This is a genomic window from Blautia sp. OM06-15AC, from assembly GCF_003481425.1.
Lineage (GTDB): Bacteria > Bacillota > Clostridia > Lachnospirales > Lachnospiraceae > Fusicatenibacter > Fusicatenibacter saccharivorans.
The window spans coordinates 696,458-717,171 of record NZ_QULD01000001.1 but is presented as its reverse complement, the minus strand read 5'-3'; the positions used below and the strand labels follow the sequence as shown (position 1 = coordinate 717,171).

The window sequence follows — 20,714 nt, the reverse complement described above, 5'->3', positions numbered from 1 at the left end:
GAAAGGAACAACATGGCTACCATAGCAGTACTGGATCAGAATACGATCGATAAAATTGCGGCCGGTGAGGTCGTGGAACGGCCGGCTTCCGTGGTAAAGGAGCTGGTGGAAAATGCAATGGACGCCGGTGCGACGGCGATCACCGTGGAAATCCGCGACGGCGGTATCTCGCTGGTGCGGATCACGGACAATGGAAGCGGCATTCCGGCCGAACAGGTGCCGCTCGCTTTTCTGCGCCACGCGACGAGCAAGATCCGTTCCGTGGAAGAACTCGTGCAGATTGCATCTCTTGGCTTCCGCGGCGAGGCGCTCTCGAGTATCTCGGCGGTTGCGCAGATCGAGATGATTACGAAAACGCCGGATGCGCTGACGGGAACGCGGTATGTGATTGAGGGCGGCGCGGAGAAGGCCAATGAGGAGGTCGGTGCCCCGACCGGAACAACCTTTCTGGTCCGGAATCTTTTTTACAACACGCCGGCTCGTCAGAAATTCTTAAAAACGCCGGTTACGGAGGCGAATGCGGTGACTTCCGTTGTGGAGCAGCTTGCGCTGTCGCATCCGGGGATTTCGTTTAAATATATGGTGAATTCACAGGTGAAGCTCCATACGAGCGGCAACCGGAATTTAAAAGAACTGGTCTATAATATTTACGGCCGCGACATTGCGCGGGAGCTGATCGAGATTCACTCGGAAAGCCCGCTGATGACGATCGACGGCTTTATCGGAAAACCGGTGATCTCGAGGGGAAACCGGAATTTTGAAAATTATTACGTGAATGGACGGTATGTGCGGAGCAAGCTGCTCGCCCGTGCGATTGAGGACGGATATCAAACATCGATGATGCAGCATAAATATCCGTTTACGCTGTTCTATGTCCAGATGGATGGAGAGGCGGTGGATGTCAATGTGCATCCGACGAAGATGGAACTTCGTTTTTCTCATCAGGAGGAGATTTACCGTCAGATGCGCGATATGATCTCAGGTGCGCTGAATCACAGGGAGCAGATTGTGAATGTTTCGCTTTCTTCCGACAGGGAACGGAAAGCAGAGGAAAAAGCGGCACGGAAAGAACAGATTGTTGTTCCGGAACCGTTCGAGCAGAAACGGCAGGTAAAAGAAGGCTTTGCACGGCAGTCCCTTCCGGTGGAGCCGGTTTCCAGCCAGAGCAGAAGAATGCCAATTTTCCCGGAGGTGGAACGAAATGGATACCGCGCAGCGAAAACGTATGTGCCGGTTCAGCAGATGACGGGAATGACGCGGGAAGAGGAAGAACTGTTTGAGCCGGGTGCAGGAAACGTGCCAAAGACGGCAGACCTCTCAAACGCGGACGCAATACAGCATCAGCAGGAGCCAGATGCAGCTCCAACGGTATCTTCCATGCCGGAAGAATCCTCATCTGCATCTGCTTCGCCTGAGCCAGAAGGCCAGATGCAGCTCTTTGATGAGCAGTTTCTTACCCCGGAGGCAGAGAAATCGCACCGCATCATCGGCCAGGTTTTCGATACGTACTGGCTGATTCAGTACGGCGAGAATCTCTACATCATCGATCAGCATGCCGCGCACGAAAAGGTACTGTTCGAGCGGATGATGAAAAATTACCGGGAAAAGAACGTCACCTCCCAGATGGTGAGTCCTCCGCTGATCGTCTCCTTAACGCCGCAGGAAGCAGATCTTGTGACCCGTTACATGGACGTTTTCCAGTCCTTCGGCTACGAAATTTCCCCGTTCGGCGGAAAAGACTATGCGATCAACGCCGTGCCGCACAACCTGTACGGTATTGCGACGGAGGAGCTGTTTATCGAGATTCTCGACAATCTTGAGGAGGTCCGCGAAAAGCCGCTGGAGATTTTAAAAGACCGTCTGGCGACGATGTCGTGCAAGGCCGCCGTAAAGGGCAACAATCATCTTTCCTATGCAGAGGCGGAGCAGCTCATTGCCGAGCTTTTGACGCTCGAAGATCCGTATCACTGCCCGCACGGCCGGCCGACGATCATTTCCCTCTCGAAACGGGAACTGGAAAAGAAATTTAAGAGAATTGTGTAGGTGATTTTTTTGAAAAAACCTTTGATTATCCTGACCGGTCCGACCGCTGTCGGTAAGACGAAGCTGTCGATTTCGCTTGCCCAAGCGGTGAATGGGGCCATTATCTCCGCGGATTCCATGCAGGTCTACCGCCATATGGATATCGGATCTGCCAAAATCCGCCCGGAGGAGATGTGCGGCGTTCCGCATTATCTGATCGATGTGCTCGATCCTTCCGAAGAGTTTCACGTCGTGAAGTTTGTGGAACTGGCGCATGAAGCGATGGAAAAAATATACGCCGCCGGACAGATTCCGATCGTGACGGGCGGCACCGGCTTTTATATCCAGGCGCTTTTAAAAGAAGTTGATTTTACGGAATCGCACGGTGAACTGCCGATCCGGAAACAGCTGGAAGAAAAAGCAGCAACGGAGGAAGGCGCGGCAGAACTGTACCGGGAACTTTCCGAGGTTGATCCTGCTTCCGCGGAGACGATTCACCCGAATAATGTAAAACGTGTAATCCGGGCGCTGGAATATTATCACGAGACAGGACAGAAGATTTCGGAGCACAACGAGGAGCAGAAGCAGAAGGAATCTCCGTACTGTTCTGCTTATTTTGTGCTGAACGACGAACGTTCGATTCTGTATGACCGCATTGACAGGCGCGTCGATCAGATGATCTGCGACGGACTGGTTGATGAAGTTTTCCGTTTGAAAGAAATGGGATACACAAGAGATCTTGTCTCCATGCAGGGACTGGGCTACAAAGAACTGTTCCCGTATCTTGCGGGCGAATGCACGCTGGAGGAGGCCGTCTATATCATCAAGCGGGACACCCGTCATTTTGCCAAACGGCAGCTGACCTGGTTCCGACGGGAAAAGGATGTGATCTGGCTGAACAAGCCGGATTTTGACTACGACGAAGAAAAAATATTATCATATATGCTGGATCGCTGGAACGAAATCGTTTCGGCCGATGCAAAGGAAGAAGGAGAACAATCATGTTGACAGAAAAAGCTGCTATGTACAGCACACTTGGCATTTCCAAAGAGGTTTTCGCATTTGGAACGAAAATTGAGGAAGAATTAAAAGAGCGTTTTGCAAAAATTGATGAAATCGCAGAATACAACCAGTTAAAGGTCATCCACGCCATGCAGGCAAGCAAGGTCAGCGAGGCATGCTTATATGGAACCACAGGATACGGATACAATGACCTGGGACGTGATACGCTGGAGCAGGTCTATGCAACGTGCTTCGGCACTGAGGATGCACTGGTACGCCCGCAGATCGCCTGCGGAACCCATGCGCTTGCAACGGCGCTTTCCGGAAATCTCCGCCCGGGCGACGAACTGCTTTCTCCTGTTGGAAAACCGTACGACACCCTTGAGGAAGTGATCGGCATCCGCCCGTCCGTCGGATCTCTTGCGGAATATGGCGTAACTTACCGCCAGGTAGATTTAAAAGAGGACGGCTCTTTCGATTACGAAGGAATCAAAAATGCCATCAACAAAAAGACAAAGATGGTGACGATTCAGAGGTCGAAAGGATATCAGACCAGACCGACGCTTTCTGTTACCCGCATCGGTGAACTGATTGCATTTATTAAAAATATCAAACCAGATGTCATCTGTATGGTCGATAACTGCTACGGCGAGTTCGTGGAGACGATCGAACCGACCAATGTCGGTGCAGATCTGATGGTCGGATCCCTGATCAAAAACCCGGGCGGCGGACTGGCTCCGGCCGGCGGTTACATTGTTGGAAAGAAAAAGTACGTGGAAAATGCAGCATACCGTCTGCTCTCCCCGGGACTTGGAAAAGAGGTTGGCGCAACACTCGGTGTGAACGGTTCCTTCTACCAGGGATTCTTCCTGGCACCGACCGTTACCGCAGCGGCATTAAAAGGTGCTGTCTTTGCTGCAAATGTTTATGAGAAACTGGGATTTGCCGTTGTTCCAAACGGAACCGAGAGCCGTCACGACATCATTCAGGCGGTAACCTTTGGAAAACCGGAAGGCGTCATCGCATTCTGCCAGGGTATCCAGGCAGCTGCCCCGGTCGACAGCTTCGTTTCCCCGGAACCTTGGGATATGCCAGGTTACGACAGCCCAGTTATCATGGCAGCTGGCGCTTTCGTGCAGGGCTCTTCCATTGAACTTTCTGCCGATGGCCCGATCAAACCGCCGTACGCTGTCTATTTTCAGGGTGGGCTTACGTGGCAGCACGCAAAATTCGGTATTCTGATGAGTCTTCAGAAACTCGTCGATGCCGGTATGGTGACATTATAATGGCAAAAAATGTGGTAATTATCGGCGGCGGCGCGAGCGGACTGATGGCGGCAATTTGGGCCTCACGTCTCGGTGCCGCGGTCACCGTTCTGGAAAAGAACGATAAACCGGGCAGAAAGCTTCTTGCGACCGGAAACGGACGGTGTAATTTTACCAATCGTTATCAGGATGCATCGTGCTACCGCACGGGAAATCAGGAGCGTGCATCACGGGTTCTCGAACAGTTTACCGAACAGGACACCGAACAGTTTTTTGAACAGCTCGGCATCCGCATCCGGAGCCGTGAAGGCTGGCTTTATCCGGCCAGCGAGCAGGCACAGTCCGTTCTTGAGCTGCTGATTTTGGAAGCCAGATTCCGAAAGGTAAAAATCAAGACACGGGAAACGGCTGTTGCAGTGGAAAAAGCCGAAAATGGTTATCTGGTGCGCACCGAAGGATGGCAGTACCCGGCTGACAGCGTCATCATCTGCTGCGGAAGCTGTGCTTCCCAGATCGCCGGTTCCGACGGAGATACACTTCGATTTGCCGATCAGCTTCAGCTCGCTTCGATTCCGTTTTTCCCGGCCCTCTGCCCGCTCCGCTGCAAAGGAAACCAGTTTTCCTCCTGGGCGGGTGTTCGGGTGCGCGCGAAGATTACGCTTCTGGTTGAAAATCAGGAGATTCTGACGGAACAGGGAGAGCTGCAGCTTACCGACTACGGTGTCTCCGGCATCCCGGTATTCCAGATTTCCCGGTTCGCTGTGCGCGCCTGCATGCAGAAAAAACGCGTTGAACTTCTCGTAGACTTCTTTCCGGAACTGACGGAATCGGAGCTTACTGCAGAACTTGTCAGACGGCAGGAAATCTGCCCGTATAAAGCGCCAAAAGAGCTTCTGATCGGTCTTCTTCCAGAAAAACTCATTCCGGTTCTGATCGGAAAGAAAAAGACTCCGGAAGAAATGGCAGGCGCCATCAAATCATATCGTTTACAGATCACCGGCCAGACCGACTTTGGAAAAGCCCAGGTGTGTGCGGGCGGCATCACGCTCGACCAGCTTACGGATTCTCTGGAATCGGTACAGCACCCTGGTATTTTCTTTGCGGGAGAAGCCCTGGACGTCGACGGCGTCTGCGGCGGCTACAATCTCCAGTGGGCCTGGTCCAGCGGAAGTGCAGCCGGAAGAGCTGCAGCAGGAGAACATGCATGATTCGGATACAGCAATTAAAGCTTCCAGTCACCCACACACAGGAGGAACTGGAACAGAAAATAAGAAAAACACTGAAAATCGGAAAACACGATCTGCAGGAAATTGAGCTCTTACGCCGCTCAATTGATGCCAGAAAGAAATCCGAATTAAAATACGTTTATCAGCTTGATGTAAAAGTAAAAGATGAGAATGCCGTACTGCGGAAGGCGAAAAATAACCAGATCGTAAAAGCGGAGAAAAAGCCACATGTGTTCCCAAAATCTGGAGAACAGACTCTTGTTCACCGGCCGGTTATTATCGGAAGCGGTCCGGCAGGACTTTTTTGTGCCTATGTTCTCGCAAAGCATGGCTACCGTCCGCTCGTTCTGGAGCGCGGCGAATCTGCAGAACAGAGAAAGAAAAGTGTCGATGCGTTCTGGAAAACCGGCGTTCTGAACCCGGAATCGAACGTACAGTTCGGAGAGGGCGGCGCCGGTACGTTTTCGGATGGAAAATTAAACACTTCGGTGAAGGATCCATCCGGCAGAAACCGTGAGGTACTCCGGATCTTCACGGAATGCGGGGCACCGGAAGAAATTCTGTACGATCAGAAACCGCACCTTGGCACCGATCAGCTCATCGGAATTGTGACAACAATGCGGAAAAAGATCGAGGCATGGGGCGGAGAAGTCCGTTTCGGAGCAAAAGTGACGGACTTTGGGATTGAAAACGGCAGACTCACTTCTGTAACCGTCAATGAAACCGAGAAGATTGCCGCGGAGACTGCAGTCCTTGCGATCGGCCACTCTGCACGCGATACCTTCTTTAAACTCTGCGAAAATAAGATCTCCATGGAAGCAAAATCCTTCGCTGTCGGCGTCCGCATTGAGCATCCGCAGAAGATGATCACGGAGGATCAGTACGGACCGGAGGCACCGGATTTCCTTGGGGCAGCACCGTATAAGCTCACCAATCAGTGTGAAAACGGAAGAGGTGTGTACTCATTCTGCATGTGTCCCGGCGGCTATGTTGTCAACGCATCCTCGGAAGCGGAACGCACCTGCGTCAACGGTATGAGTTATTCTGACCGGGAAGGTAAAAATGCGAACAGCGCTATGATTGTCACCGTAACACCGGAAGACTACCGCCCGTACCATGTAGAGGGAACGCCGGACGTACTCGATGGTGTGGCATTCCAGAGAGCGCTTGAACACGCTGCGTGGGAAGCCGGAAAAGGCAAAGTTCCGGTGCAGCTTTTTGGTGATTTCTGTGAAAACAGAGTTTCTACAGCACTTGGAGAGGTAACCCCTTCCATCTGCGGAGAATGGACTTTCGCCAATCTGCGGGAAGTTCTTCCGACGTTTATCGGAGACTCCCTTGTGGAAGGCATTCGTGCATCTGAGCGGAAAATCCACGGCTTTTCCCGTCCGGACGCCGTTCTTTCCGGCGTGGAAGCGCGTACCTCGTCACCGGTCCGCATTGTAAGAAATGAAACGCTCGAAAGTCCGTCGCTTACCGGTCTTTACCCGTGCGGAGAGGGCGCAGGCTATGCGGGAGGCATCACTTCCGCAGCCATGGACGGATTAAAAACGGCAGAGGAAATTGCAAAAAAATATATGAATTTTTCATAATTCCTATACATCTGCGGAAAGTTGTGCTAGAATGATGGGTGATTCAAACCAATGTATTCCATGAAAATTCCCGGAAGAGTGGTGGGAGGAATACATGAGAAAAAATGGATTACGAAACCTGCCGACGATGGAACAGCCATATGAAAAATGCCTGGAAAACGGCCCGGAAAGCCTTTCCGACGCGGAGCTTCTGGCTGTCATTTTACGATGTGGGGCAAGGGGAAAAACATCCCTGGAGCTCGCAAGAGAAATTCTTTCCCTTCCCGGAAAAGAGGAGGGCCTGTTAGGACTCTATCACTGTACAAGACAGGAACTTCTGCAGATCCGCGGAGTCGGGGAAGTAAAAGCGATCCAGCTCCAGTGCATCGGTGAGCTTTCCAAACGAATGGCCGCGGCCGGAGCAAGAAAAGGTCTCTGCTTTCATGATCCGGCTTCCATTGCGGATTATTACATGGAACGTCTCCGCCACGAGGATCAGGAGGTTCTTCTCTGCATGATGCTGGACACAAAAAATCAGCTTCTCGGAGAAAAGGAAATCACAAGAGGAACGGTCAATGCGACGATGATTTCGCCGCGGGAGCTTTTTCTTGCGGCACTGCAGTTCCGTGCGGTTCATATTCTGCTGGTTCACAACCATCCAAGCGGAATCCCGGAACCAAGCGGTGACGATATTACCGTGACACGGCAGATCCGGCGGGCGGGCGAAATGCTCGGCATTACCCTGCTGGATCACATTATTATCGGGGATCACTGTTATACCAGTATGCTGGAACAGGGAATCTGATCCCGAAAATCCGAGGCAGAAATGCCCAAAGGAAGGGAACAAGTTAAAGGAGCACGATGCAGATTCGAAATGTATACGGCATAGACCTTGGCACCAGTACCGTCAAAATCTATGACCTGAAGAAAGACACAATCACAAAAGAAAAAAATATGATTGCCATACGCAACCGCGAACAGGTGATTGCCGTTGGAAATTACGCATATGAAATGCACGAGAGAACGCCTTCCAATATCGAGGTAATTACCCCCATGAGCAACGGACGCATTGCGAATGTATTGATGGTAGAAGCCGTTTTGCACACGCTTCTCCATCGCTGTACGCGCCACATGGGATACCGCCCGGAGCTGTATTTTTCAGTTCCCTGCGATATGACAGAGATTGAACGGCGTTCTTATTATACGATTGCACATAAGGGAGCCTTAAAAAACTGCCGCATGTATCTTGTGGATAAACCAATCGCGGATGCGCTGGCACTTGGCATTCCGATCAACCGCACGAAGGGTTCCATGATTGTCAACATCGGAGCGCAGAGCACAGAGATTTCTGTTATCGCCAACGCGAGGGTTATTTTTTCCAGAATCATCCCGGTAGGCGGAAAACAGTTCAACGAATCGATATGCAATCTGAACCGCCGCAAAAACAATTTCCAGATTGGCTCCAAAACAGCCAAACGTGTCAAGATTGCGCTGGCGGATCTTGGAACAGACAAAAAAGAGGCGCGGAAGGTGCGCGGCGTAGATGGTGCATCCGGTCTTCCAATGGAAGGGATCATTACTTCTTCCCTCGTAAACGAAGCACTCCTTTCCGGTGTTAATGAGATCGGCGAGGAAATCAAGCATGCGCTGGAGCGTACACCGCCGCAGATCCACGATCATATCCAGAAAGAGGGTATTTACATCACCGGCGGAAGCACAAGGATTCCGAACATTGACCGCTATCTTTCGAGACAGCTCGGCTGTCCGGTGCAGCTTTCCCAGTATTATGACCTCTGTACCATCTGTGGGCTCAAGGAACTGATCACGCACGATGCGCTGCATCGCTGGGCTTACACGGTAAATAAAAAGAAGTAAATCTATCAAAAAGGACCCGCTATGAATAAGAAGAAAAAATTTCAGCTAAAAAGCAAACATTTACTTTTCATCATGACGTTCCTGTGTCTCTCCGGCATTTTAGGCAGTGCAGCAGACAAAATGCCGGTCACGCCGATCCGGGAAGCCGCAGGCTTTGTGATCATCCCGTTTCAGAACGGAATTAACCAGATCGGTGCGTATTTGACAGACTGTCTGACCGGTTTCCAGAACGTCAAAAAACTGTCTGCCGAGAAAGAGGAGCTTGAACAGAAGGTCACGGATCTGACTGAGGAAAACAATCAGCTTGTACAGGAGCAGCAGGAGCTGCAGCGTCTTCAGGAGCTGTATCAGCTGGACCAGTCCTACTCGGAATATGAAAAAGTAGCAGCACAGGTCATCTCAAAGGATCCGGGCAACTGGTATGATACCTTTGTCATCAACAAAGGATCAAATGACGGGATTCAGAAAGATATGAACGTTATTGCAGACGGCGGCCTTGTTGGACTTGTTGAGGAGGTAAGTTCCAATTCCGCTACTGTCCGCTCTATCATTGATGACTCCAGTTCCGTGAGCGCCATGACAGCATCTACCTCAGATACGTGTATTGTATCGGGTGATCTGCGCCTGATCAGCGACGGAAAGCTTGCCTTTTCCCAGCTGAATACAACCGACACGGTAGCTGAGGGCGAAAAGATTGTGACATCGAACATCAGTGATAAATACCTCCGCGGTATTCTGATCGGCTATGTCAGTGAAATCACCGAGGACTCCAATCACCTGACGAAAAAGGGATACATCATTCCTGTTGTGGATTTTCAACATATTCAGGAAGTTCTCGTGATCAAAGAATTAAAACAGCAGGGAGGAGAGTAAATGCGCAGAAAAATCACGCTTGCCTTTCTGATTCTGGCAGCTTTCCTGTTACAGACAACTGTATTTCAGTATTTTCAGATCGCGTCCGTAACGCCGAACCTTCTTCTGATTCTGACGTCCGCCTTTGGGCTGATGCGCGGAAAAAAAGAGGGACTGATGGTCGGATTTTTCAGCGGTCTGATGATTGATCTGTTCTACGGCAGCCTGTTTGGATTTTACGCACTGCTCTACATGTATATCGGTTATCTGAATGGCTTTTTCTGCAAAGTCTTCTATGACGATGATATTAAGGTACACATTGTACTGGTCGCTGCCAGCGATCTTGTCTACAGTCTGCTGATGTATGTGCTGCAGTTCCTGCTGCGCGTGCGCCTGCACTTTTTCGATTATCTGGCGCATATTATTCTGCCGGAAATGGTATACACGGTAGTGCTCTCCATTCTGCTTTACCGGCTTTTATTTATCATCAACCGTAAACTGACCGAAAATGAAATGGAAGGACAACAGTCGCCATGGCTAAGAAGATAAGAAAACTTTTCCGCAGACTCGGTGAAAACCGCACCCTATTGCTTGGTGTGGTTTTCCTTGCTATGTTTGCCGTCCTGATCGGAAGACTTTTTATCCTGCAGGTGGTGCATGGAGAAGAGTATGCGGATAATTTTGAACTGCAAATCACAAAAACCAGAACCCTTGATAGTACAAGAGGAAATATTTATGACCGGAACGGAAAACTGATCGCTGGAAATAAGGTTTCCTACTCCGTAACCATCGAGGATAACGGAACGTACAACACGACAAAAGAACGTATTCTCTCTCTGAACGCAGAACTCTATCGTCTCTGTAAGCTGATTCGTGCAAACGGAGACTCGATTGACACCAGCACCTTCCCGATTGAAGTGGATGAGAACGGTGCGTTTGTTTTTACAGGTGAAGAGGGAACGACCCGCGACCGTTTCCGTGCAGACATTTATGGACAGAAGAAAATCGACGATATGACGGCAGAACAGAAGAGTTCCAGTGCCGAAACGCTGATGACATTTCTTGCCGGACCGGACGGCTTTGGCCTGGATGCCTATTCTGACGATGAAAAATACGCATATTCTGCCAAAGATTTTGAAGAGTATGGTCTTCCATACCAGACAGACGAATCCGGAAATGCGGTCCTTTCTCTTTCCAATCAGGAGCGTCTGGAAATTCTGGTGATCCGCTATAAGATGAAACAGACGAATTATCAGAAGTATGTCCGCGTGACAGTTGCTTCCGGCGTCAGCAGCAATACAACTGCATCGATTGCAGAGAATGAAGATGTTCTGCAGGGTGTCAGCATTTCGGAAGATTCCGAGCGTGTATATTATGACGGAAAGTATTTTTCCTCTCTGATCGGTTATACGGGCCAGGCGTCCTCAGACGAGCTGACAGAACTGAATGAAGAGCTGAAGAGCCAGGGAAAAGAAGAAACGTATTCCACGGAATCCATCGTCGGAAAATCTGGTCTGGAACAGTATATGGAGACAATCCTTCAGGGAACCGACGGATCAGAAGAGATTATCGTTAATAACGTCGGAAAAGAGCTGGAAACGGTAGAAGGATCCCTGGTTGAGCCAAAACAGGGAAATAACGTCTATCTTTCGATTGATTATGACCTGCAGATTGCGGTATATAAAATTCTGGAACAGAGAATTGCCGGCATTCTGAAACAGTATCTGAGTGATGTAAAATCTGTTGATATCTCAACACTTGCCAATACGGATGCCGTTCCGATTCCAATTTATGATGTATACAATGCACTGATCGAAAACAGCACGATTGATATTTCCCATTTCTCGGCGGCGGATGCCACGGAGCGTGAGCAGCGGATCTATGCACTGTTCCAGCAGAAGCTCCAGCAGGTGCTTGCCGAGATTACGCAGGAACTGACCGTTGAAACAGCAACCGTTTACAACGACCTCAGCGATGAAATGCAGGAATATGAGACCTTCATCGTGGATAAGCTGCTTTCCAGTACGATGGGTATTCTTTCTTCAACAGCAATTGATGAGAAAGACGCCACCTATCAGGCATGGAATGACGGAACGATTTCTCTTCGTGATTATCTGACGTATGCGGCAAGCCAGAACTGGATTGATGTCTCAGCACTGACGCAGGATGATGCCTACCTGGATTCTCAGGAGGTTTATCAGAAGCTGACGGAGGTTATTCTGGACCGTCTGGCAAACAATACAACATTTGCAAAAAAGATGTATCACTATATGCTGCTGCAGGATATGCTCGATGGCTATGATATCTGCAATCTGATGTATGATCAGAACCTTCTGACGAAAGAGGATGACGATTATGCCGCTTATGTTGCAGGAAATATGACACCGTTCCAGCTTCTGTCCGATAAAATCGCCAAACTGGAAATCACCCCGGCACAGCTTGCACTCGATCCGTGTTCCGGTTCTGCTGTCATTACGGACCCGAATACCGGTGCTATTTTAGCCTGTGTTTCCTATCCTGGCTACGACAACAACCGCCTGGCAAACCAGATGGATACCGCATACTGGGCAAAATTGAATACCGATGAATCCAGCCCGCTGTACAACAAAGCAACCCAGCAGAAGACGGCTCCTGGTTCCACCTTTAAACCGCTGATGGCGGTTGCCGGATTAAGCGAAGGCATAATTACTCCGACCAGTACCATCAACTGCAACGGTCTGTTCGGGGAAGGACTTGTCAACGAATCTGACTATGTCCACTGCCATCAGTTGAGCGGCCACGGAGATCTGAACATTGTCGGTGCCATCCAGAACTCCTGCAACGTGTTCTTCTGTACGATTGGATATCGTCTGGGACTCGATGAGAACGGCACCTTTAAACAGAAGCGCTCTCTGGAAATGATCCAGAAATATGCCGATATGTTTAAGCTGGATGAAAAGACTGGAATCGAAATTTCGGAAACCGATCCGAATGTAACCGATTCCCTCCCGATCCCTTCCTCGATTGGTCAGGGTACCAACAACTATACGACGACACAGCTTGCACGCTATGTCACAACGATTGCAAATTCCGGTACGGTTTATAATCTTTCCCTTCTGCAGAAAGCAACGGATTCGGATGGCAATGACATCGATATGGGCGCAGATTTCGGCCCGACGGTAAATTCAGAAATGGATGTTGATTCCAACATCTGGGATCTGGTACACGAAGGCATGCGAAAAGTAATCAGCGTATCCAATGCGACCATTTTCCCGGAATCCTGGCCGGTAGAGCTTTCCGGAAAAACCGGTACCGCGCAGGAAGACCGTACACGTGCAAACCATGGACTGTTTATCGGCTTCTCTCACTATGAGAGCAGAGACGATATTGCTCTTGCCGTCCGCATTCCGTTTGGATATTCTTCTATGAACGCAGAGTTGGTAGCTAAGGATATCTTAGATTATTACTATGGCCTCTCAGACGATATTCTGTCCGGTCAGGCAAACTCCAACGGTGTTGCAAGCGTGAGAGCAGACTAAGGAATTTTTCCGGCAGAAACGAAGCCTGGGAAGAAAGCTGCAAAAGAGAAAGGATGCGTTTTTAAACAAAGGTTTGGACGCATCCTGCGGCATGAAAATGCAGAACAGTTTTCAACAAGGAGGTTCCAGATGAGTGAAGTCATTGTAATTACATCAGGAAAAGGCGGCGTCGGAAAGACGACAACCGCAGCAAATATCGGAATCGGGCTGGCACAGCTTGGAAAGAAAGTTGTGATGGTAGATACCGACATCGGTCTTCGAAACCTGGATGTCGTGCTCGGCCTTGAAAACCGGATTGTCTACAATCTTGTGGATGTTGTGGAGGGCAACTGCCGGATGAAGCAGGCGCTAATCCGCGACAAACGGTACGAGCAGCTCTACCTTCTCCCGTCTGCCCAGACGAGGGACAAGACAAGCGTAACGCCCGAGCAGATGAAAAAACTCTGCGATGAATTAAAACAGAGCTTTGATTTTGTTCTTCTTGACTGTCCGGCAGGCATTGAGCAGGGATTTGCAAATGCAGTTGCCGGTGCCAATAAGGCAATTGTTGTGACTACGCCGGAGGTTTCGGCCATCCGGGACGCGGACCGCATCATCGGCCTTCTGGAGGCGCAGGATCTGAGGGATATCTCTCTTGTCATCAATCGTATCCGGCCGGATATGGTAAAACGCGGTGAAATGATGTCGGTGGATGATGTACAGGAAATTCTTGCTGTTCCGCTGCTCGGCATTCTGCCCGATGATGAGCAGGTAGTAATCGCCACCAACCAGGGCGAAGCGATCGCTGGAAGCGGTTCCAAGGCAGGAGAAGCCTTTACGAATATCAGCCACAGGATCCTCGGGGAGAGTGTTCCATACTTGGATCTTGACAGCAAAAAGGGATTTTTCCGCCGCGTATTCGGGCGATAGGAGGGAACTGGTATGGGTTTATTTTCAGGCAGAAAGCCGCACTCCGGCCTCGTTGCAAAAGAACGTCTGTCCAATCTTTTAATGGCAGAACGTCTGAACTGTTCTCCGGCATCGCTTCAGATGCTGAAAAATGATCTTTCTGCTGCTGCAGGAAAATACCTTACCGTTGAGGCGGATGAAATTTCCGTCACCATTACACAAACAACCCCTGTCATACTGACAGCGAAAATACCATTGAAAAGAAACGAGGAGTATCATGTTAAGACGATATAAGCTGAAAAATTATAATTTCCGGCTGGTCATTCTTCTGATTGCCATCAGCATTATTGGTGTGCTTCTGATCGGAAGTGCAGACAGTGCAGACCAGAAAAAACAGGCCATCGGAGTCGTATTGGGCGTAGTCATCATGATTATTGTCTCTTTGCTTGACTATAGCTGGCTTCTGAATTTTTACTGGGTTCTTTACATCGGAAATCTGATGATGCTTGGCGTTCTTTATCTCGGCGGTTCTACCGCAAAAAACACGTTTGGTGCGACCCGTTGGATTCAGATCGGAAGCTTTCAGTTTCAGCCGACCGAGCTGTCAAAAATCTTTCTGATCATGTTTTTTGCGATGTTTCTGATGAAGCATGAAGAAGATCTGAATACGGCGAAAACCATTTTTACCGCGATCGGGCTTCTGATTCCGCCGCTCGTTATGATTTACCGTCAGCCGGATTTGAAAAATACGATTACGGTCATGGTTCTGTTCTGCTTTATGATGTATGTGGCGGGCTTAAGCTACAAAGTTATCGCCGTTGTTCTGGTTTCCGGTTCAGCACTGGTACTTGCGCTTCTGCTTGTCATTACGCAGGTGAATTTCCAGCTTCCGGCGGCTCTTGACAAGACGATTGGTTATCAGCTTGGGCGAATTCAGGACTGGTTAAGCGATGATGCCGACAACGCCGACGGCCGTCTCCAGCAGCAGAATTCCATTACAGCCATCGGTTCCGGAAAGCTGACCGGAAAAGGACTCAACAACAATAAAGTTTCTTCCGCAAATAAGGGAAATTTCGTTTCCCAGAACCATAATGACTTTATTTTTGCAGTGGCAGGAGAGGAACTTGGTTTCTTTGGATGCTGCGGAATCATCCTGCTCCTGTTCCTGATTCTCGTCGAATGCATCCGGACTTCCCGGAAAGCAAAAGATCTGTCAGGAACGTTGATCTGCTGCGGTATGGCAGGACTCATTGCCTTTCAGAGCTTTCTGAATATCAGTGTTGCAACCGGAATCCTGCCGAACACCGGTACACCGCTTCCGTTCGTCAGCTATGGACTGACCTCCCTTGTAACACTTTACATCGGAATGGGGCTTGTCCTGAATGTCGGACTGCAGAACCGGGATTTTGTAACCAGAAACTATGAATTACTAAGGAGGAAAACCATCAATGAACATCGGATTGATCGCGCATGATGCAAAAAAAACGCTGCTTCAGAACTTGTGTATCGCCTACCGCTCGGTACTTGCCAAGCATACTCTTTACGCAACCGGAACTTCCGGCCGTCTGGTAGAAGAGGCAACCGGACTTAACGTCCGCAAATATCTGGCTGGACACGTTGGAGGCGTTCAGCAGATGGGTTCTCAGATTGAACAGAATGATCTGGATCTTGTGATTTTCCTGCGGGATCCGGAACAGCCGAAACAGCATGAGCCGGATGTCCATCGGATTATCCGTCTCTGCGACGTACACAGCATTCCGCTTGCCACCAATCTTGCAACGGCAGAAATGCTGATCAAATCATTAGACAGAGGAGAAATGGACTGGCGTGAAATCTACCGGAGAAACGACTAATACTACAGAAAAAGAACAGAAACTGCCTGTAACGGAGAAAAACGGGACTGCTCCGGAAAAAACCGAACATATTTTAAACCGCCTGATCATCGGCGCGGGTGTCTGTGTTGCTGTTATTGCGGTTCTGATCGGTGTGAAACTGTACCGTCAGGACCGCCAGATGGACATTACAGAGCCGTTTGCGCGAAGTATGGTGCTCGCCTCCGATCCGCTTTCGGCAGAAAAACGGTTTCAGGCTGAAACGCTCTCTGCCGATCTCTGTGTCGGTGAGACGAGCGTACCGCTGAATGATATCTCGTTTTCTTCACAGGTAAAGGCCGGACTGTTTGATCTGGATCACAAAAAAGTATTGTTCGCGCAGAATATGTATGATCAGGTCTACCCAGCCAGCATCACGAAGATCATGACGGCTCTCCTTGCCATGGAATACAACCAGCCGGATACGCAGGTAACGATCACGGAAGAGGATCTTGCGCTGGAAGATGGATCCCAGATGAGTGGACTGGCCGTGGGCGATACGGTAACGATGGATCAGCTTTTCCATGCATTGTTGATTTATTCTGCCAACGATGCTGCTATGGCGATTGCCCGCCAGGTAGGCGGAAGTGTAGAGAATTTCGTTCAGATGATGAATGATAAGGCAGCTTCCCTTGCCATGACCGGTACGCATTTTGCAAACCCGCACGGTCTTCACGATGAGAATCATTACACTACTGCATATGATGTTTATCTGATGCTGTATGCTGCCTATCAGCATACGGAATTCCAGAATACGATGTCAATGTCTTCCTACACGCTGAACATAACGCATGCGGACGGTACGGCGGGAACGATCTATTTAAGCTCCACGGACAAATATCTGACCGGAGAGAAAAACGCACCGGAAAATGTGACGGTGCTCGGCGGAAAAACCGGAACGACCGATGAGGCCGGTTCCTGCCTGGCACTGGTATCCCAGAATGCATACGGAGAACCGTTTATCTCTGTCATTCTTCATGCATCAACAAAAGTGGAACTGTACGAGGACATGAACACTCTTCTTTCCAATATCAACTCCTGACGTAATCTTTTTGCAATCCCCCGGACGGCGTTTTTTCTGCCTATCCGGGAGATTGTCGTATCCGTTTAGAAAAACAGAGCTCCTTTCCCTGCGAATTAGAAGATTTTTCAGAATTTTTTCATTTTACCATTGAAAACGTTGGTGAATTGTACTATAATTAAACCATGAACTTAAAGGTTTTTGGTGAAAATATCTTATTCTAATCTAAGGAGGAAACTGCTATGGTTCAATTAATTGTAGGCAAGAAGGGAAAAGGCAAAACAAAACAGCTGTTAGACAAAGTAAATGCAGAGGTAAAAACCGCAAACGGAAATATCGTGTATATTGACAAGAGCACAAAGCACATGTTTGAATTAAACAACAAAGTACGTCTGATTTCCGCAACCGACTATCCTCTGAAAAACAGTGATGAATTTATCGGATTTATCTGCGGTATCGTTTCTCAGGACCACGATCTCGCAAGCGTTTATCTCGACAGCTTCCTGAAAGTAGCAAAACTGGAAGGAGAGGACATCACAGATTGTGTTGAACAGCTGGAAGGCATTGGCAAGCAGTATAACATTACCTTCGTATTAAGTGTCTCCATGGATAAGGAAGAGCTTCCGGAAGGCATGCAGGATAAGATTATCGTTGCACTGTAACCGAAACTGTATTATAATAATTGCATAGCGACAAAACCAAAGGACGGCGCTTACGGCACCGTCCTTTTAGCGCATGGATTAAACAATAAAAGGAGCATACATTTTGTCTAAGCAGAAAAAGAACAGCCGCCGGCATTCGAGAATCCGTTTCCCTTTTCCGGCGTTGAATATTGGAAATATCATCTTTGGAGCCCTTTTTTTCTATATGGCAGTTTCACTTTTCTTTTACCTGACCGCCGATCATATCAAATCTTTTCAGGTTGTGCAGGGAACTTTATCCCGGAATGATACCTATACCGCATTCGCCATGCGGACAGAGAGTGTGCAGCTTTCCTCCGGCAGCGGATATGTTCAGTTCTATACCCCAAATGCATCGAAAATCAGCCGCGGAAGCGCTGTTTATGGGATTTCCGCAACAGAAAATGCCGATACCTCTGGTATTTCGGCAGATGCGGCAACGAGAACGTCGCTTCGTTCCTCGCTCGCACGTTTTTCTTCTGATTATGATTCCAGTTCCTTTTCCGGCATTTATCAGCTGAAAACAGAACTTTCCGCAAAGCTGCTTGCCGCTGCCGCTGAAAACGGAGATTCCTCATTACAGACGATATTTTATGCAGATCAGGACGGTGTTGTCGTCTACGGCAGTGATGGATATGAAAGCTATACGGAGGACAGCCTTACGCCGGAGCTTTTCTCTACGAAAGCCTCTGTGGTTTCCTTTGATTCCGGCGCGCAGACGGAGCCTGGAAATGCAGTATACCGTCTGGTGACAGATGAGCAGTGGGAAATTGCCGTTCCGGTGACGAATAAGCAGGTCGTTACACTTTCCAATTTCAGTACGATAAAAGTTAAATTTCTGAAAGACGGAAAAACACAGACGGGAACACTGAACCTAAAGTCCATTAACGATCAGAACTATGCTGTCATTTCGTTTACAAGCGGGATGATCCGTTATGCGGAAGACCGTTTTCTTTCAATAGAGCTGGTCACAAACAATGGAAGCGGACTGAAAATTCCAAATACTGCCATCACGGAAAAAGATTTCTATAAAATCCCGGCGCAGATGCTCGTACAGGGCGGAGACAGCAATTCTTCCGGTTTCCTGCGGGAAAAGACCGATAAAAAAGGAAATGTCATGCTGGATGATAACGGACAGCCGGTGACAGAATTTGTAAACGCCACGATCTATGAGCAGGTCAATGATGAAAATGATAATCCGGTCGAATATTACGTCGACATGGCCGCTTTTAATGATGGAGATATACTTCGTGCACAGGATTCCGCCACAACGTATCAGATTGGAGAAACGGTTCCGCTGCAGGGTGTTTACTGCATCAACAAAGGATATGCTGTATTCCGCAAAATTCAGATCGTCGATCAGAATGCGGAGTATTCTATCATAAAAAAACAAACGCAATACGGCATTTCGCAGTATGATTATATTGTGGAAAATGCATCCACCGTCAGTGAAGAAGATATTGTGCATTAAATACTGGAGGTTAGAAAGATATGCTGAAAGAGAACTATGAAGAAGTCCAGAAGAAAATTACAGAAGCCTGCAAAAGAGCCGGACGGAACCGGGAGGAAGTTACCCTGATTGCGGTCAGCAAGACAAAACCGGTCGAAATGCTTTCCGAAATCTATGATCTTGGCGAACGCAATTTCGGTGAAAACAAAGTGCAGGAGCTGACAGAAAAAGAGGAAGTGCTGCCAAAGGATATCCACTGGCACATGATCGGTCATCTGCAGCGGAATAAAGTAAAATACATTGCAGGAAAAGTTGCCCTGATTCATTCTGTCGATTCTCTTCGTCTGGCAAAAACGATCAGTGAGGAAGCGGTAAAGCACAACTGCGAAATCCCGATCCTGATCGAGGTAAACGTTGCCGGCGAGGAAAGCAAGTTTGGTGTCTCCGTAGAGGAAACCCTTCCATTGATTGAAGAAATCGCAAAACTTCCGGCAATTCATGTGGAGGGACTTATGACCATTGCACCGTATGTGGAAGATCCAGAAGAAAATCGTCCGGTTTTTCGCAAATTAAAGGAATTAAGTGTTGACATTGCCGCCAAAAACATTAATAATGTACGTATGGCCATTTTGAGCATGGGCATGACCGGCGATTACGAAGTAGCAGTAGAAGAAGGCGCCACTTTAGTACGGGTTGGAACCGGAGTCTTTGGCGAACGGGATTACAGTAAAAGATAACAGGAAGCCTTTCCAAGAAGAGTGACCCCGCGCATTCTGCACGGCTGTCTGGCCAAATGCCACAGGACTAAAAATAGGAGAGTATAAGAATGAGTGTTTTAGACAAATTTCTGGATGCCATCCGGCTGAACGACGATTACGAGGAAGAGGATGCTGATTCGGATAGCTTCTTCGATGAAGAAGACGATGATATAGAAGAAAAACCAAAGAAACGTTTCTTCCGTAAACTGGAGAACGAGGATGAGGACGAAGAGGAAGAGCTGCAGGCGAAACCGGTTCACACTGCACCGCGTAAACAGCCGGCGCCAAAGACCACCGCTTCAAGCCAGGCTGCTGCTGCACGAGCTCCAAAGCCAGCTGCCCCGGTTTCCTCGAAAGTTACTCCAATGAGAAAGAAAGCAGGTGCATTAAATATGGAAGTATGCGTCATCAAACCGGCTTCCATGGAGGATACCCGTGAAATCGCGGATACGCTTCTGGCCGGATGTACCGTTGTCCTTAACTTAGAAGGCATTGATGTGGATATTGCCCAGAGAATCATTGATTTCTGCTGTGGTGCATGCTACTGCATGAGCGGAAGTCTGCAGAAAGTTTCCAGCTATATTTTCATCCTGACACCGTCCAGTGTAGAAATTTCCGGCGACATCCAGGATATCTTAAGCGGAGCTTTTGATCTTCCAAATATCCGTACCGATTATTAAAGAAAATTATCTTTGCAGTAAATTAAAATGGATCC

General features: G+C 48.8%; 19 protein-coding genes. All 19 read left to right on the top strand.

Annotated features, from left to right (window positions below):
* Positions 1-12 precede the first annotated feature (12 nt).
* The 19 genes from mutL to DXB83_RS03390 all read left to right on the top strand — a co-directional run bounded on the left by mutL (position 13) and on the right by DXB83_RS03390 (position 20,679).
* A complete protein-coding gene (gene mutL, locus DXB83_RS03480) occupies positions 13-2,043 on the top strand; it encodes a DNA mismatch repair endonuclease MutL (protein ID WP_117508923.1) in 2,031 nt (676 codons plus the stop codon).
* Positions 2,044-2,052: 9 nt separating this feature from the next.
* On the top strand, positions 2,053-3,030 hold the full coding sequence (miaA, locus tag DXB83_RS03475; RefSeq protein WP_117509148.1) for a tRNA (adenosine(37)-N6)-dimethylallyltransferase MiaA: 978 nt from the start codon (positions 2,053-2,055) through the stop codon (positions 3,028-3,030).
* Positions 3,024-4,310: a methionine gamma-lyase family protein gene (locus DXB83_RS03470; RefSeq protein ID WP_055228136.1), complete on the top strand. Its 1,287-nt coding sequence runs from the start codon at positions 3,024-3,026 to the stop codon at positions 4,308-4,310. Before miaA ends, DXB83_RS03470 begins: the two co-directional genes overlap by 7 nt.
* Positions 4,310-5,497, top strand: coding sequence for an NAD(P)/FAD-dependent oxidoreductase (locus tag DXB83_RS03465; RefSeq protein ID WP_173813255.1), 1,188 nt, complete (start codon positions 4,310-4,312; stop codon positions 5,495-5,497). The genes DXB83_RS03470 and DXB83_RS03465 overlap by 1 nt, the downstream gene beginning before the upstream one ends.
* Complete coding sequence (locus DXB83_RS03460) at positions 5,494-7,107, top strand: NAD(P)/FAD-dependent oxidoreductase (protein ID WP_117508924.1); 1,614 nt, start codon at positions 5,494-5,496, stop codon at positions 7,105-7,107. The genes DXB83_RS03465 and DXB83_RS03460 overlap by 4 nt, the downstream gene beginning before the upstream one ends.
* A gap of 94 nt (positions 7,108-7,201) precedes the next feature.
* Complete coding sequence (radC, locus tag DXB83_RS03455) at positions 7,202-7,891, top strand: RadC family protein (RefSeq protein ID WP_022462847.1); 690 nt, start codon at positions 7,202-7,204, stop codon at positions 7,889-7,891.
* Positions 7,892-7,947: 56 nt separating this feature from the next.
* Positions 7,948-8,961: a rod shape-determining protein gene (locus DXB83_RS03450; RefSeq protein WP_055217830.1), complete on the top strand. Its 1,014-nt coding sequence runs from the start codon at positions 7,948-7,950 to the stop codon at positions 8,959-8,961.
* A gap of 21 nt (positions 8,962-8,982) precedes the next feature.
* Complete coding sequence (gene mreC, locus DXB83_RS03445; protein WP_055228139.1) at positions 8,983-9,834, top strand: rod shape-determining protein MreC; 852 nt, start codon at positions 8,983-8,985, stop codon at positions 9,832-9,834.
* Positions 9,835-10,362: a rod shape-determining protein MreD gene (gene mreD / locus DXB83_RS03440; protein ID WP_022462850.1), complete on the top strand. Its 528-nt coding sequence runs from the start codon at positions 9,835-9,837 to the stop codon at positions 10,360-10,362.
* On the top strand, positions 10,347-13,331 hold the full coding sequence (locus DXB83_RS03435) for a penicillin-binding transpeptidase domain-containing protein (protein WP_117508925.1): 2,985 nt from the start codon (positions 10,347-10,349) through the stop codon (positions 13,329-13,331). Before mreD ends, DXB83_RS03435 begins: the two co-directional genes overlap by 16 nt.
* Positions 13,332-13,460: 129 nt before the next feature.
* Positions 13,461-14,240, top strand: coding sequence for a septum site-determining protein MinD (minD, locus tag DXB83_RS03430; RefSeq protein ID WP_022462852.1), 780 nt, complete (start codon positions 13,461-13,463; stop codon positions 14,238-14,240).
* Between the two features lie 12 nt (positions 14,241-14,252).
* Positions 14,253-14,513: a cell division topological specificity factor MinE gene (locus DXB83_RS03425; RefSeq protein ID WP_022462853.1), complete on the top strand. Its 261-nt coding sequence runs from the start codon at positions 14,253-14,255 to the stop codon at positions 14,511-14,513.
* Positions 14,497-15,693, top strand: a complete 1,197-nt coding sequence (locus DXB83_RS03420) for an FtsW/RodA/SpoVE family cell cycle protein (RefSeq protein WP_022462854.1) — start codon at positions 14,497-14,499, stop codon at positions 15,691-15,693. Before DXB83_RS03425 ends, DXB83_RS03420 begins: the two co-directional genes overlap by 17 nt.
* Positions 15,668-16,072, top strand: a complete 405-nt coding sequence (gene mgsA / locus DXB83_RS03415) for a methylglyoxal synthase (protein WP_022462855.1) — start codon at positions 15,668-15,670, stop codon at positions 16,070-16,072. Before DXB83_RS03420 ends, mgsA begins: the two co-directional genes overlap by 26 nt.
* Positions 16,047-17,132, top strand: a complete 1,086-nt coding sequence (locus DXB83_RS03410; protein WP_242991096.1) for a D-alanyl-D-alanine carboxypeptidase family protein — start codon at positions 16,047-16,049, stop codon at positions 17,130-17,132. Before mgsA ends, DXB83_RS03410 begins: the two co-directional genes overlap by 26 nt.
* Before the next feature lie 221 nt (positions 17,133-17,353).
* Positions 17,354-17,773 (top strand): hypothetical protein, encoded by a 420-nt coding sequence (locus DXB83_RS03405; protein ID WP_022462857.1) that lies wholly within the window; start codon positions 17,354-17,356, stop codon positions 17,771-17,773.
* Between the two features lie 205 nt (positions 17,774-17,978).
* A complete protein-coding gene (locus DXB83_RS03400; protein WP_147326089.1) occupies positions 17,979-19,262 on the top strand; it encodes an HlyD family efflux transporter periplasmic adaptor subunit in 1,284 nt (427 codons plus the stop codon).
* A 20-nt stretch (positions 19,263-19,282) separates the two neighbouring features.
* Positions 19,283-19,978 (top strand): YggS family pyridoxal phosphate-dependent enzyme, encoded by a 696-nt coding sequence (locus DXB83_RS03395; RefSeq protein ID WP_022462859.1) that lies wholly within the window; start codon positions 19,283-19,285, stop codon positions 19,976-19,978.
* Between the two features lie 89 nt (positions 19,979-20,067).
* A complete protein-coding gene (locus DXB83_RS03390; protein ID WP_117508927.1) occupies positions 20,068-20,679 on the top strand; it encodes a cell division protein SepF in 612 nt (203 codons plus the stop codon).
* The last annotated feature ends 35 nt before the right edge of the window (positions 20,680-20,714 follow it).